Annotated in this window: 11 protein-coding genes; 3 read left to right on the forward strand and 8 right to left on the reverse strand. The window is 64.6% G+C overall.

Translation table 11 applies throughout. The features are described from left to right. Positions 1 to 10: 10 nt before the first annotated feature. The 5 genes from ACFVFH_RS19555 to ACFVFH_RS19575 form a co-directional block, all read right to left on the reverse strand. Positions 11 to 631, reverse strand: a complete 621-nt coding sequence (locus ACFVFH_RS19555) for a hypothetical protein (protein WP_383770064.1) — start codon at positions 629 to 631, stop codon at positions 11 to 13. 134 nt (positions 632 to 765) lie between these two features. Beyond that, a complete protein-coding gene (locus tag ACFVFH_RS19560; protein ID WP_383770066.1) occupies positions 766 to 1,602 on the reverse strand; it encodes a phosphoadenosine phosphosulfate reductase family protein in 837 nt (278 codons plus the stop codon). A 2-nt stretch (positions 1,603 to 1,604) separates the two neighbouring features. Continuing rightward, entirely contained in the window at positions 1,605 to 5,267 is a 3,663-nt protein-coding gene (locus ACFVFH_RS19565) for an ATP-binding protein (protein WP_383770069.1), read from the reverse strand. Then, a complete protein-coding gene (locus tag ACFVFH_RS19570) occupies positions 5,264 to 6,427 on the reverse strand; it encodes a DUF4007 family protein (protein ID WP_383770071.1) in 1,164 nt (387 codons plus the stop codon). Before ACFVFH_RS19570 ends, ACFVFH_RS19565 begins: the two co-directional genes overlap by 4 nt. After that, positions 6,424 to 7,569: a cysteine desulfurase family protein gene (locus tag ACFVFH_RS19575; RefSeq protein WP_383770074.1), complete on the reverse strand. Its 1,146-nt coding sequence runs from the start codon at positions 7,567 to 7,569 to the stop codon at positions 6,424 to 6,426. Before ACFVFH_RS19575 ends, ACFVFH_RS19570 begins: the two co-directional genes overlap by 4 nt. A 618-nt stretch (positions 7,570 to 8,187) precedes the next feature. Between ACFVFH_RS19575 and ACFVFH_RS19580 the strand changes: the two genes are divergently transcribed. Together ACFVFH_RS19580 and ACFVFH_RS19585 are read left to right on the forward strand one after the other, a co-directional pair. Continuing rightward, the gene (locus ACFVFH_RS19580) at positions 8,188 to 8,343 is read left to right on the forward strand and encodes a hypothetical protein (protein ID WP_383770076.1); all 156 of its coding nucleotides are present in this window, start codon (positions 8,188 to 8,190) and stop codon (positions 8,341 to 8,343) included. Between the two features lie 22 nt (positions 8,344 to 8,365). Further along, positions 8,366 to 8,701, forward strand: a complete 336-nt coding sequence (locus tag ACFVFH_RS19585; RefSeq protein WP_383770078.1) for a nucleoside triphosphate pyrophosphohydrolase — start codon at positions 8,366 to 8,368, stop codon at positions 8,699 to 8,701. Positions 8,702 to 8,904: 203 nt separating this feature from the next. Here the strand turns inward: ACFVFH_RS19585 and ACFVFH_RS19590 are convergent, their stop codons facing one another. Continuing rightward, on the reverse strand, positions 8,905 to 9,237 hold the full coding sequence (locus tag ACFVFH_RS19590) for a hypothetical protein (RefSeq protein ID WP_383770081.1): 333 nt from the start codon (positions 9,235 to 9,237) through the stop codon (positions 8,905 to 8,907). Between the two features lie 932 nt (positions 9,238 to 10,169). Here ACFVFH_RS19590 and ACFVFH_RS19595 point away from each other — a divergent pair. Continuing rightward, positions 10,170 to 11,690, forward strand: coding sequence for an RICIN domain-containing protein (locus tag ACFVFH_RS19595; protein ID WP_383770083.1), 1,521 nt, complete (start codon positions 10,170 to 10,172; stop codon positions 11,688 to 11,690). 57 nt (positions 11,691 to 11,747) lie between these two features. Here the strand turns inward: ACFVFH_RS19595 and ACFVFH_RS19600 are convergent, their stop codons facing one another. Continuing rightward, positions 11,748 to 12,218, reverse strand: coding sequence for a hypothetical protein (locus ACFVFH_RS19600; protein ID WP_383770086.1), 471 nt, complete (start codon positions 12,216 to 12,218; stop codon positions 11,748 to 11,750). A gap of 59 nt (positions 12,219 to 12,277) precedes the next feature. Beyond that, on the reverse strand, positions 12,278 to 13,378 hold the full coding sequence (locus ACFVFH_RS19605) for a hypothetical protein (protein ID WP_383770089.1): 1,101 nt from the start codon (positions 13,376 to 13,378) through the stop codon (positions 12,278 to 12,280). Between the last annotated feature and the right edge of the window lie 250 nt (positions 13,379 to 13,628).

Here is a 13,628-nt window from a genome sequence, read left to right on the forward strand (position 1 = left end):
GGAGGGGCGGTCAGGACTGCCAGGCGTCACGCGGGGTGCCGAAGCGCGCACGCAGCTTCGGGCGACCCCGGTCGTTGACTGGAGGGTTGAACAGGCGGATGAGGCTCTTTTCCAACAACTCGATGCGGCTACGTTCCTTCACCGTGGCGCACCAGAACTCCAGTGGCTGGAGCGTGAGGTAGAGCGAGAGCCGCTGGTTACGGTTGGTAGGCTCATCCGCCGTCCACAGCGATTCGGGGTCTCCGCGGAGGAAGCGGCGGTAGTCCTTGTAACGCTGACGGATCGTGTTTCCCTGGTCATAGCGCGATGCACCTGCCTGCCCGATATACAGCATCTTCGGGAAGCTGCCGAAGCCAGGGATGCCGCTCGTCCGGAACTGGAACGCCGGCCGCCAGACGAACATGTAGAGGCCGGCCTCATCTGGCAACGCCGGGGCCAGGTCATCGGTGGCTGTGTGTATCTCCCAGGCGCCAGCGAACTCCTGCAGATCTGCGTCGAGTTGTCGACACCCATCAATATCGAGCATGCGGGTGAGGCCCACTTGGACCTGGAGGGCGGGGCTGTCTTCTTCTCGATAGCGCTGGGCTATCCGGCTGAGCGGATGTGCGTTTGTTGCGTTTGGGCCAGCCATGCGTCAGGCGCCCTCCCCTGTTCAGAAACCTTGGCCGAACCAGTGTGACAGGGGGTCTGGCAATTGATCGTGAACGAACGAAAGATGCCTGGCCCGCAGGGAGTTCTGCGAGCCAGACATCGAATGAAATGTGATCAAAGGTGACATACCGCGCAGGCGGCTGAGTCGTCGTCCTCGTCCAGCGCGTCCGAGAGGATCTCCAGCAGTGGACGGTTCGGCTTCACGCGCTTGGCTGCGCGGTCAAGGGCCGCCTCATGCTTGGCTTCGATCTCGTCGCGGCGTTCTATCAGCTCGCCCAGGGACTCGCCCTGGGACCAGGTGTACTTACGGCCCTGCATGGCTGTGTTCTGGTGCTTGAGCTTGTCCTCGTAGGCGACGGCCTTCTCGTAGAGCTCAGGGTGCCGGTCCTTGAGGCCCACCCACTCGTGCTTCCGCTGGAAGAAGCAGAAGTAGCAGCCGGAGCGAGTTCGCCACTCGTAGTAACCGGGGAGGCCGATGCCAGCTTCTTCGAGGATGCGGTCCACGCCTGCGCGGTCGATCCCGTCCTCGCGGAAGGGGAAGACCGCCGTGATGTTGGGCTTGGTGCTGACGTAGCCCAGCCGGTTCTCGTCGGCTCGGATCGCCACGTACGAGATCGCCTCGTCGTCGCCGATCCACTCTTCGAGGGGCCTGATCTTCAGGTTCTTTGTGCACCAGCGCATCTGAGGGCTGGGCAGAGTCCCCTGATAGACCTCCAGCCAATGATCGAAATCGCGGGAGGAGTTGAGCCGTGCGATGGGCTTGCCAAGGGCGCCTTCGAGACGGTTCAGGTATTCGTAGGTCTCGGGCAGCTCGGCCCCGGTGTCGCAGAAGAAGTACTCCATCTCGGGTACCCGGTCGCGCATGTAGATCGCGAGGGATGAGGAGTCCTTACCCCCCGAGATCCCGAGTACGTGGCGCTTCTTGCTGCTTGTGCCAACGGCATCTGTCACGGCTACTCCTTCCTCTCGGATGTGGCGCTGTCCTGTTCAGACAAGCGTTCAGCTAGTGCGGCGAGCAGGATGCGCGCGCCGTCCGGGCCCAACACACCCTCAGCTTGCCTGATGACACTGACAACGAGCTCGTCCGCGGCATTCCGCGCACTCTTGGGGACGTGGATGAGCGTACGCTCCTCTTTCCCCTGAGGTGTGGTGAGCGTCAGCAGGTGAGTATCGATCTGCCTCCGCTTCGGCTTTGCGCGCTTCGCGGTCGTCACAGGAAGCGTGGCGACCGACTCTTCCGTCGCGGCTTCCTCTGTTTCCTCGGCTTCCGAGATGCTGTAAAGGTGGCTCACCCGGTCGAGAGCGCGTGCCCTGTCCCGTACGATGCGCGGGAAGACATCCATGTCGCGGTCGGTCCAGTCCCCGAGGGCCTGGTTGACGAGCTGCACGACGACCGTGCCGAGCCAGTCGTCGTCGGGGAGCATCTCATTCGTCACGCGGGTCACGAATCCGTGGAGGCTGACTTCGAGAGCGGCGTCGGTGAAGCCTTGTAGCCGTTCGGCGAGACCGGTGCGGAGCTCCTGTGTGCTGGCCGCCGGAAGCCTGAACTCCTTGGCCAAGGTCTCCACCACGTACCCCCGCAGATTCTCACTCGCGTCAGTGAGGTCACCCAGGGCAGAAGTGAGACGCGAAATGAACGCCTCGGCCGCTTCCGGGTTCTTCTTGGCTCCCGGAGTGATCTTCTCGAAGCCGAGCGCCGTGGGCAATTCTTCGAAGACAAGCATGTCCGGGTCGGTAGCGCTGGAGAGTACGTTCCGGACGGCGAGGGTGTCCTCGTTGAGTCGACGTGTCTTGAGCGAGTATTGGTCCAGAACCATGACTCGTTCCAGCATCCCGCGAGTGACCGCGAGTAGGGCCGGATTGCGGTTCGCGCGGCTGCGGGGAATATCGACGTCCAGCGACTTCACGAGGCCGTCGATTACAGCACGACGCTGCCCTCGGTCGACGGGGGTCGACTTGACGGTGAAGCGTTCCGGATAAGGAACGTTGAGGCGTTCCACAATGGCGGCCGTGAGGCGCGGGCAGTAGTTGCCCTCCTCGAAGAGCGCCACATCGTTGCCGCGCAGGATGAGCCCGGCGACCACCAGGATCGGAACGACGCCGGCCTTCACACCGTACGGAGCGGCCATAAGGCGCTCGTAGATGTCGACGATGGGCGTCGGCTCCGTGGCCTCGTTCAGCGCTTCCTCAAGCGCCGCCCACACGGGCATAACGCTTGCGTTCGACTCAGCGGTCGGGCGTGCCATGCCATGGGTGTGGATGGTGCCATCGGAGCTCGTCCCGCCGCTGACCTCTCCAGCGGCGCGGTGCAGGCCCAGATGCTCCACGACCCCGTCATAAAGGGCGCGCTCCGCAGGGAACTTGTCCTCGGGCCAGCCGAGACGTGGCAACCCGGTCTTCTCGATCATCGCGGTGAGGACTTCACGACGCGTTCGAGCGGCATTGCTGGTGAGCTGGTGGCGCCCCACCATCTCGTTCCTGACGTGTGGAGTCTGGTGGTAGACCACGTTGCATGCCTCGGAGACGAGCCCTGCGTAGCTGCGAGCTCTGAGCTCCTGGGCGGGCTCGCCGTCGGTCTCCTCACCGCTCTTCCAGAGGTACCAACTCGACTCGTCGCTACCAGGTCGGAATGCCTCGGCAAGCAACGCGGTGATCTGCTGGGAAAACTCTCCGGCTCGTTCGTTGACCTCGCGGCGGGCAACGTGATCAAGCTCTTCGTCGCCCATGAGGTCCTGAAGCGCGACGAGAGTGGTGCCAGCGGCCAGCACTGCCTGCGGATTCTTGGTCAGCCCGACCACGACCGGAAGTGGGGAGTCCACTCGAGGCGTGCTAGTCAGGTCGCCGAGGTGGAAGACGAGCATCCCGTCCGCCGAGTCCTGCACGATCTTCGGGCCACGCAGCTTGACCGTCTGGTGGCTGACCGCCGTCACGAAGTGGCGCTGCATGCCAGTGAGCTGACTGTGCGCGCCGGCTGCGACCGCGTTCGGAAGGACGTTGGTGCCGAGGTGCTTGTTGAAGTAGCGGACAACGTCGTCGGGCTGGAGCTGAGAGGCGATCTCACGTACCCGGGCGTCGATATCGACATCGGTGCCTTGCCAGATCCGGTACTCGTTGCTGTACGACCGGTGAACGACGAGCCCGTCCTTCACCAACTTGTCCAGTCGCTTCTGCATCTGCTCGAAGCGCTCGACATTGGTGGCATCGATCGGGTCGTTCAGTGCGAACTGAATCATCGCGGGGGTGGCCCGGAGCAGACCGTCCGCATCGATGAGATTCAGGACGCCGATTGCTTTGAGGAGCTCCTGGTCCTCCTCCGGGAGACCATGGGCCTCCTCCAGGCGAGCATCGATCTCCAGCCACCGGCTCGCCTTCGATGAGGCAAGGATCGTCGTGCGTCCCGCAGAGAAGAAGAAGTCGTACAGCTGAGGGATACGGAGGGTGGAGGCGCGCTCCGGCGATGCGTCAGCGAAGGCGTCCAGACTGCGCCGCACAGTGAATGGCTCATCGTTGACCAGGAAGCCGCTAAGACTACGGTCGTTCTGACCGATCTGCGATGCCATGAGCGGAGCAGTGAAGGCCGTGAGCGGGTGCAGGGGATACAGGTTGGCGAACGACTCGACGGAGATGTCGACCACCGAGTGCAGCGACTGCTCATGCCAGATGCCGTGAGCGGCCTTCGCCTGGGCTTCGATCATCTTGCGATTCTGCTTCGACACGCCAGCGTGGTTCAGCTTTCGCTGGAGGAGATAGGCCGCGTCGCCGAGGTTGGGCGCGAAGGTGACGTCCTCGAAACGCCCCTGGATCTTGGCCCATTCCTGGGTCTGAGCTGAGCTCGCCCGTGAGGCGTAGTCAGTAAACGCCAGGTGCTGCAGGGTGAAGATGAAGAGCGGCAGGCCCTTGGCGCCAGCGCCCCTTTCTGCAAGCAGCTGGAGGAGGAAGACGTCGCTTCCAGCGTCTCCGCTCTCCTCCGCCGAGACCAGGTGCTCCAGTGTCTTGCCGAATTCGTCGACGATCAGCAACAGCGGCGCCTTGCCGCACAGCAGGGTTACGGCGTTCAGCAAGCTGTCCGATGTCGGCACGTCCGTCTCAACGCAGGCGCTCATGACAGCGGACACGTCCTTCGGAACGCGCTTCTTCCACTTGCGTTCCACTGCGGTCTGCAGAGCCCGGTGGATCGTGACAGCCAGCGGCTCACGACGGGCGGTGGTGACCGCCCCCAGGAAACCATCGCCGGTGAGCGCCTTCCGGGTCTCAGCGATTTCTTGCGCCAGCGCGTTGTGCGTCGCAGAGACTGCTTTGTACGCAGCACTGCCGCGCTTCGCATCGTGCCCAAGGAAGGCGTCGATCAGGTTCGCGAGCGTCGACTTACCGGACCCGTACGGTCCCGTGAAGGACCATGCGCGGGAACGCTTGGGGTCGCGCAGGGCGCTTCCCACGCGCTCCAGCACGTCCTGGGCGCGGACGCCGACATACGGTGAGTGCAGGTCGGAGTCCTGGACATCGCGCTCCAGATTGGTGGAGCGGAACTCCGTACCAACGAAGCTGATACCCGAAGGGATCTGCGCACCAGTGCTCTTCGACTTGGTGTGCGGGGAAGGCTGGGTCGCCGTGGTCACGCGAGCTCCTCGTTCATGTCAGCCCGCTGGGGGAACAGTCCCTGCGTGGCCTCAGCGTCATCCGTGGTCTTCGTCAGGCCGGGCTTCTGCCGCGCCCACTCTTCAGGCGTCGGGAAACCATCGCGCTCGCGCACGCGGCCGTACTGCTCATCGAGGACGTCCCAGGCGAGGGTCTCGGGGTTGTCCGCGAAGCGCAGGCTCCGCTGGCCGAGCGACTCCACGACCTCCAGCTGTGGGTGGCTCTCGACGAAGGCTTCGATCGATCGGGAGAGCTCCGGCTCACGCATGTGGAAGGCGCGTCCGGGTGCTCCGGGTTCGCTGGCGAGCCGGGCCAGTGAGATGGAGTCCGACTGGCGGGAGAAACGCGCTGCGTAGTCCAGGCAAGCATGCACGAGGACGCGCGGCGGAAGACTGGGCCGGATCCCGCTGGTGAAGCGGTACGTGCGCTCTTTACCGCGCCCCCCCTGGTACTCCAGCAAGCCGAGCTCACGGAAGGGGCAGAGGAGGGAGTCCTCGAAGCTGCCCGGAGAGAGCGGGTTCGCGTCGGGGTCCGGGGCGTACATCTTGATGAAGCACTCGGCGTCACGGGTGATGGACTCTGCGGCCGGCCACTTTTCGCGCGGGAAGCTGCTGTGCACTTCACGCGTGATGAGTGTGGTCATCTCCTCGACGGTAACCCGGGCAAGCGGAGCGAGGTGGAACATCACGTACCAACTCGGCGCGAGGCACTGGGCGTCCTTACTACCAGAGACGAGCCACCAGTGCAACAGCCAGAGGCTGCCGGTGTCCTCGAGATAGGGGTCGGCACCATCCTCGTCCAGGAGCCAGCGGGCCCGCCAGGTCGGTGTGGCCGCGAGCGACCGTGACTGGTTCTCGGCGCTGTTGTACTCATGAGTGAGTTTGAATGCCTGCGACCAGTACCGCATTGAATAAACCATGTTCTTACCGACACCGAGACGCACCAACGCGTCCGGAGCATGGAAGAGCATTTCATCCTTCTTTACCTGAAGGTACGCCTTGTGCAGCCAGCCGAAACGAGGGGGGAAGCTTTCGTGGCGGTTGAATTTGAGTCCGACAACGTCGGAGAGGCGGCCTTCTGGCATTATAGTCGAGCCCTTCATTTCAAGGTGTGGGTAAAAGATCTTTGCAAATTCGGTCAAGGGCCGGCAGTGGCGTTCATGAGCGCCTTTACGTGTGTTACTGCTCGAACTGCGGCGGCAACGGCGCGGCGGATTTCCCGTTCCGTGGTGGCGTGCCCCAACGAGAAGCGGATCGTGGCGTCAGCGTCTTCCCGGCCGAGCCCCATGGCGACGAGGACGTGACTCGGACTAGGTGCACCTGCGGAGCAGGCGCTGCCGTCGGAGGCGGCGACGTCAGGCATTGAGGCCAGGATTGCGTCGGCTGGAGCGCCAGGGAACGTGATGCTCGTGACGCCGGGCAGCCGAGGGGCTGCGGAACCGTTGACGTAGCTGCCGGGGAGGCGAGTGAGTAGCTCGTCCTCCAAGAGGTCTCGCAGCTTGGTGATGCGTGACGCTTCGTCGGTGAGATCACGGGTCGCAGCCTCGGCAGCGGCCCCCAGTCCGACAATGCCGGGCACGTTGAGTGTGCCTGCTCGCCAGCCACGCTCATGTCCCCCGCCGAAGACCAGGGGTCGCTGTGAAAGCCGTATACCGCGACGGATGAACAGCGCACCGACGCCCTGCGGCCCTCCGAACTTGTGGGCCGAAAGTGACAGCAGGTCTACGTCGAGTTCCCTCAGGTCGACAGGCAACTTGCCGACGTACTGTGTCGCATCCGTGTGAACCAGTGCACCGACTGAGTGAGCGGCCTCGACTACGGGCCGCAGATCGGTGATCACGCCGGTCTCGTTGTTCGCGAGCATGAGGGAAATGAGAGCCACGTGGTCCCGCTGAAGCGATGCGGTGAACGTCCCCAAGTCGATCTGCCCCAGACGATCAACCGGTAGGACGTTCAAGGAAGTAGGAGTCTCACTTGTGAGTGCCCGTGCGGTCTCCAAAACAGCCGGATGCTCAACGGCCGAGGTGACGATCAATCCGCCCTCAACGTAAGCAGCTTGCAGGGCAAGATTGTTGGCCTCAGTGGCACCGGAAGTGAAGATGATCTCGCCGGATGAGCAGTTCAGCAAGTCCGAGAGCTGTCGGCGTGCTCGGTCGACCCTGCCTGCGGCGTCGCGGCCTTGATGGTGGATGCTGGAAGCATTACCCACAGAGTGGAGCGCCTCCTGCACGGCCTTGAGCGCCGCCGGCCGCATGGGGGCAGTCGCGTTGTAGTCGAGGTACACAGACTGCGCCTCGGGTGTGCCTGCTTCCATAGAATGCCCCCACTCACTGCGATTCGCTCCTTATGCCACTCCTGGTTGCTCTTCGCGACCGGTAGCTCGTGTTCCACCAGGAGTGCTCTGAGATCCTAACGAACCATCGGGGCGAGTGGGAACGGCTCGCCACAGGAAGAACGGGTGCGAGCGGGGCGTGAGCGTCTCCCGCCGAGGAGCGCCCCCTTCTGTTCACAGGCGTCTGATCAGGACGTACGCACGCCGAGCGCTGCCTATATTTGCGCTGTCCGGCCCTTTGCCGGTGGTCGGAATTACTGTTTGCTACACGTGGTGACCAGATTCATGGAAGCGTCAAAGAGCTGATACCGGCGTGCGGGGGAGGGACGGAAAGCGCGTGGTGAGTACGAGTGAGGCGCCTCACCTGAGGTGCGAGAGGGTGGATGCCGGATGTGTGCAACCGGAATTGCGTTCGCGCGCGTTCTTGACATAACTTCTTTGGATACGTGTGAGAACTCCTCGGTGACGAGGAGTGCACGCTTCTTGGCCTCCTGTACGGACGCACTGCTGATGATCCCATGCTCCGGTTTGTGGCGTGAACGCCGGGTTGCCTTCTATCTTCCGGAAGGGGTGGACAAGACCCAGACGGCGATGAATATGATCAGCGAGGAGGGGATCGCTGAGCGTGCGGCGGAGAATATCGCCGAGCGTCTGATGCATTTCGAAGAGGAAAGGATCGTCTCGACTGGGCCCTGGGATCTCAGGTGGGGGCGCGAGTTTCGATGATCCAGGGGACGGAGTTCCACTGATGGGCGCGATGTTAAAGCTCGTACGGGATGGAATTCCGGAGATCATCCGCCGGAATGGGGAAGAGCCTGCCACGTGCGTCGCTGGCGCGCCGGAGTATCGGAAGCGGTTGCGTGACAAGTTGAGTGAGGAGGTTGGCGAGTTCCTTGAGGTCGAGGAAGATTATTCCAAGGAGGAGCTCGCCGACGTGCTCGAAGTGGTTTACGCGCTTGCGCAGGATCTGGGCATTACACTGGAAGATCTTGAACGCTGCCGTGCGGAAAAGGCCGCCGAACGTGGTGGCTTTGAGAAGCGCATTATCTGGACAGGCATGGAGAACGGCAGCGGCCGACCGTAGGCGAGTCCAGCTTCGCCGGGTGGGGTGTGTGGGTACCGCCCCAGTCGTTTTGCGGGGCGTCGCGTCAGCGCGCCTGCGGCTGGTCGTCGTTGGGTAGCGTGCGGCTGCCGTTCTGGTGGGGGGACGCTCTGGGTGGTGTCGTCGAGGCGGTACTGGTCGGACTGGATTCAGTACACCCGCTGGAACAGGGAGCGGCCCCATCCTCAGAAGAGCGAGATGGGACCATCGGGGAGCCAGCCCTCGATGTATCCCGTCGTGAGAGTGACGACCCCCTCCGGGAAGATCTCGCGCCTGCGCTTACGCAGGTTCTTCAGTGTCCAGCGAGCGTGGGTGGCCGAGCGTTCCTCGAGTCGGTCGCCCTCCGCGCTGCTGATGTGGATGATGAAGACGCGGGTGGCCGTCGCACGGTCGAACTCCCAGTCCGCGGTGTACTCCGTGTGGCGCCTCCCGTGGACGGGACCGAAGCGGGGCGCGAGCTCAAACTCCTTGGTGAGGAATGCCGTCGCTGTCGCGCGAAAATCAACGCTGCTCGTCATCCGGACCTGTGGAACGGTTCAGCCGCCGCAGCATCCGCCGCACAGCATGAGCCTTTGTTGCTCGTCTAGGAGCAACAGGTAACAGCGGCGATCAAGGCGGAGCCACGGGAGCCGTGGCGTGGTGCATTCGGGCATGACTGAAGACTCAGCTGCTGCTACTTGTGTAGCAAGTCGGGAGGTTTGAATGGGGCACTCATAGCGAGCCAGGCACCCCCTTGCCCACTGCTCCCGCTCGTGCCAGCTGTGCGGCGATTACTGGCTCACGTTGACCTGTGCAAACCCGGAAAAGCGTTAGGGAAAATCGCGAACCGCGTTCGTAGAGCTCCCAGTGCACAGATCGTGGCCTGCGGTGATGCAATTTCCCACAGACCCTACGAAGGCGGGGGTTTGGAGAGGATCTCGGAGGAAATCCAGTGAGTGGATCTTCGGCGAGGACGCCAAGCCCGATGGTCGGACGCGGTCCCGGCGCGGTCGCACCGCCGGATGGTAGTGCAGCCGACCGTTTCAACGGCTGACCAGGGACCAGCGTAGCGGATGGAGATCCGGACAGGGGCCTGGATATGGGGAGTGGGCCGGGCGTCGGGCGGCTGTGGGGCTGTCGGTGGCTGCGCGCCGGGAACAGCGGGGTCGCCTCGGCCGAGGTGATGAACGCCGCCGGCTCGTCGCAGACGTGGACGAAGGTCGCTCCGGCGGCATCCTTCATCCACGACCTCGGGCCGTACGGCACGGGCATCGACATGGCGTACCGCCAGCAGGGCCTGAATCGCGGTCATGTGTGTGGGGAGTTACGCCCATCCGGTTCGGAGCTCCGTCAACACGCTCCTTGAGGATCACCCGGAAGTGATCTTGCCAAGCCGACACTCCGTGTGACTTCCTGGACATGTACGGCAACCGTCTGTAGTGGACGGTCGACGAACGGCGAAGGGATGACGATGAGCGCTGCCCAGTCGGGAGCCACGAGTGGCGAGGACTTCGCCGCTCCCATCAGTACGGTCGCGGGGAACGGCACCGCAGGGGACGGCGGGCCCGCGGTCACGGCTCAGGTGGGTCGTCCGATCGGGATCGCGATGGACAGGACGGGCACGCTCTACGTCGCCGACTACGGGGGGCACCGGGTCCGGAGGATCACGACCGACGGGAAGATCAGCACGGTCGCCGGGACCGGGTCGGGGACGTTCGGTGGGGACGGTGGTCCGGCCGCCTCGGCCCAGCTGAAGAACCCGTACGGGGTGGCGGTGGACAGCGCGGGGAATCTCTACATCGCGGATTCCGAGAACTACCGGGTCCGGAAGGTGACGCCCGACGGGAAGATCAGCACCATCGTCGGCTCAGGCACCTCGACGACCTCCGGCGATGGCGGCCTCGCCACCGCCGCCCGGCTGAACCGCCCGACCGGGGTCGCGGTGGGCAGCGACGGCGTCATCTACATCGCTGACAGCGGCGGCCACCGGATCCGGAGGATCACGCCCGACGGGAAGATCAGCACGGTCGCCGGCACGGGCTCGGCGAACTTCGGTGGGGACGGCGGTCCGGCCACCTCCGCCCAGCTGAAGAATCCGTACGGCGTCACCGTGGACGACGAGGGAAACCTCTACATCGCGGACCGGGGCAACCACCGCGTCCGGAAGGTCACGGCCGCCGACGGGAAGATCAGCACCATCGCCGGCACGGGCTCCGCGAGCCTCGGCGGGGACGGCGGTCCGGCCACCTCCGCCCAGCTGAACAACCCCTTCGCCACGGTGCTGGACAGCACCGGCGCGCTCTACATCTCCGACTACGGCAACCACGCGATCCGCAAGGTCACGGCGGACGGCGTGATCGGCACGGTCGCGGGCACCGGCACCGGCGGCATCGAAGGGGACGACGGGCCCGCCGTCGAAGCCCAGTTGAAGAATCCGGCCGGGGTCGCGATGGACTGCGTCGACACCCTCTACATCTCCGACCACAACAACGGCCGGATCCGGAAGGTCGCCTCGGAGAAGATGGCCGGGCTGCCCGATTCAGGTGCGGTCGTCTCCTGGGCCAACGTCCGCAGCAGGTTGCGGATGGGGGTCCTGAGGGAATCCGTCAAGGACGGGGCCGAGATCCACCAGTCGCTCGCCGCCCCCAGGGAGCACCAGCGGTGGCGGCTGGTCGTGGCGGCCCAGGACGACGGCGAGGTGCTCTACACGATCGAGAACCTGCGCAGCGGCAAGGTCCTGGAGGTCGCCGGAGCCCACGGGTGCGACGGGGCCGTGGTCGCACAACGCGCCTACGAGGGGGACGACGCGCACCACCAGCAGTGGCGCCTGATCCCGGTGGGCTCCGCGGACGGCGCCCCGCGTGCCTATGAGATCGCCAACCGGAACAGCGGTCTGCTCCTGCGCGTCGGCACCAACGCGCGCACCCCTGTCCGGCAGCACGCGGTGGAGGGCGATCACCGCAACCGGCAGTGGGAGCTGCTTCCCGTATGACGCACATGGGGTCAGGGGCCGCCTTCGCCCCTGGCCCCACGTCACACCACCAGGCCGCTACGAGGAGCCGGACGGGGCCTCCGCCGTCGGCTTGGGGGGCTCGGGGGGCCGGGTGAAGTCGCTCTTGCTCGGCTTGCCGGCCAGGTCCGCGTCCTTCTGGAGGCCACTGTGGTCCTCCACCGTCGCGGCGGACTTCTGCATTCCGGCCGACGCCGCGTCCGACACCGATGCGGGGTTCTGCGCGTACTGCTTCTGCTCGTCGGCGGCGACCTGGGTGGTCTGGATGAAGGAGCCGAGGAAGCCCAAAATGGCCCGCGCCTCGGGAGAATGCTCCTGCACGGTCTTCGCCCGGTCGGAGGCTCCGTGGATCGATCCGTTGAACAGGCTCGGGGTCGTGTCGTCGTACGTGCTGTCGTCGGCGTCCTCGAAGTCGACACCCGCGCCCGGCTGCGGCCTGACGCTGTCGGTGGTCACCGAGAACAGCCCCGCGCCCTTGTCCGCGGAGCCGAAGATGTTGCCGAACACCATGGTCGTCACCTCTCGTCGTCTCGTGTCATCTCTTGCCGCCCCGCGTCATCGGGGCCCGGTCAGGGCTGCTTGTGCAGCGCGCGGTCGCTGCCGGTCAGGCTCTCCTCCGCGAACATCGTGTGGTCGACCTCCAGGGCGGAGACGACCTCGGCCCACCCCTTCATCCGGAAACCGTTCCCGCCGGCCAGGTCGATGTCACCGATGTCGCGGGCGACCAGGTGGTCGAGGCCCGGGTAGTCCCCCGACTGCGGGGGCGACAAGACCTTCACCGGCACGTCGTACTTCACCGCGAGCAGCCCGGAGAAGGTCACCGGGATCTCGTACGTGTACTCCTTGCGCTTGCGCCGCTGGCAGACGAGGGTCCTGATGCGGCAGTCCGGCGGGACCTCGCCGGAGATCTGCGAGTTCGACGCCCAGCTGGTGGTGAGGGTGCCTCCGACGGAGGCCGTGATGCCCAGCATCAGCTGGGCGTTCAGCTCCGCGCTGCCGGTGGCGCTGCCCAGGGTCGTGAACGCCACCGAGTTCGTCACCGCGTTGGCCGCGGAGTTGGCCGCCGAGTTCTTCACGCCCGTCTCGGTGGCGTCCGCGACGTCGAGTCCGACGTCGTCCTTGCTGTTCTCGTTGGTCTCGGTGTGCGTGGTCTTGTTCTCCAGGTCGTTCTGGAGCTGGGCCTGGAGCTGGGACTGGAGGTCCAGCTGGAGATGATTCTGCAACTGCAACTGGAGTTCCGCGCCGACGCTCCCGCCGAAGGTCAGCTGGCTCTCCCCCGCGAGGGACCAGGTGACCTCGTTCGACACGGTGAACTCGACCGAATCGGTGAAAGTCATCGTGGACTCCTCGCTGCGGTTGGCATAGGTCCGCGCGGAGAACATGTCGGGCGGAGGCTGGTCGACATTGCCCCGCTCCTCGATCAGCGGCTCCCCCAGGTTCATGTACGCGAGCCAGCCCAGCCGGTACGCGGAACCGGGAAAGGACCCGAAGCTGGATTTGTTCAGGGAGAAGCCGATGGGCTTGTGCGGCACCCCGTAGTCGTCGACGTAGACCAGATTGGGGTGGTCCAGGATGGACTGCCAGTTCTGCTCGATATTCAGTTCCCGCAGGTTCTTCTTCGTCAGCGGCTGGCGCTTGGACCGTTCCAGGTTGTACGCGTTGGAAGGCATTCCCCGTCCTCAACTGCTCGGGTCGGACCACGCTCGGTCAATGGGAAAGAGAAATCTGTGCACGTTTCGCCCATGGAAGTTATCACGCCCCGATGAGGTGGAAAGATTCCGTCGCACATCACCCTCAATCGAGTGAGAGGAATTCAGCCACCACTCGTCGCCTGTCCCGCTCGTGGGTGGTTTGATCTGCGATCCTGTCGCTTTTGATAGGTTTTCGCCCGGTCATGCATTCGCTTTTCTGGATTATTGG

Source organism: Streptomyces sp. NPDC057697 (assembly GCF_042799335.1).
In the GTDB taxonomy this organism is placed as follows: Bacteria; Actinomycetota; Actinomycetes; order Streptomycetales; family Streptomycetaceae; genus Streptomyces.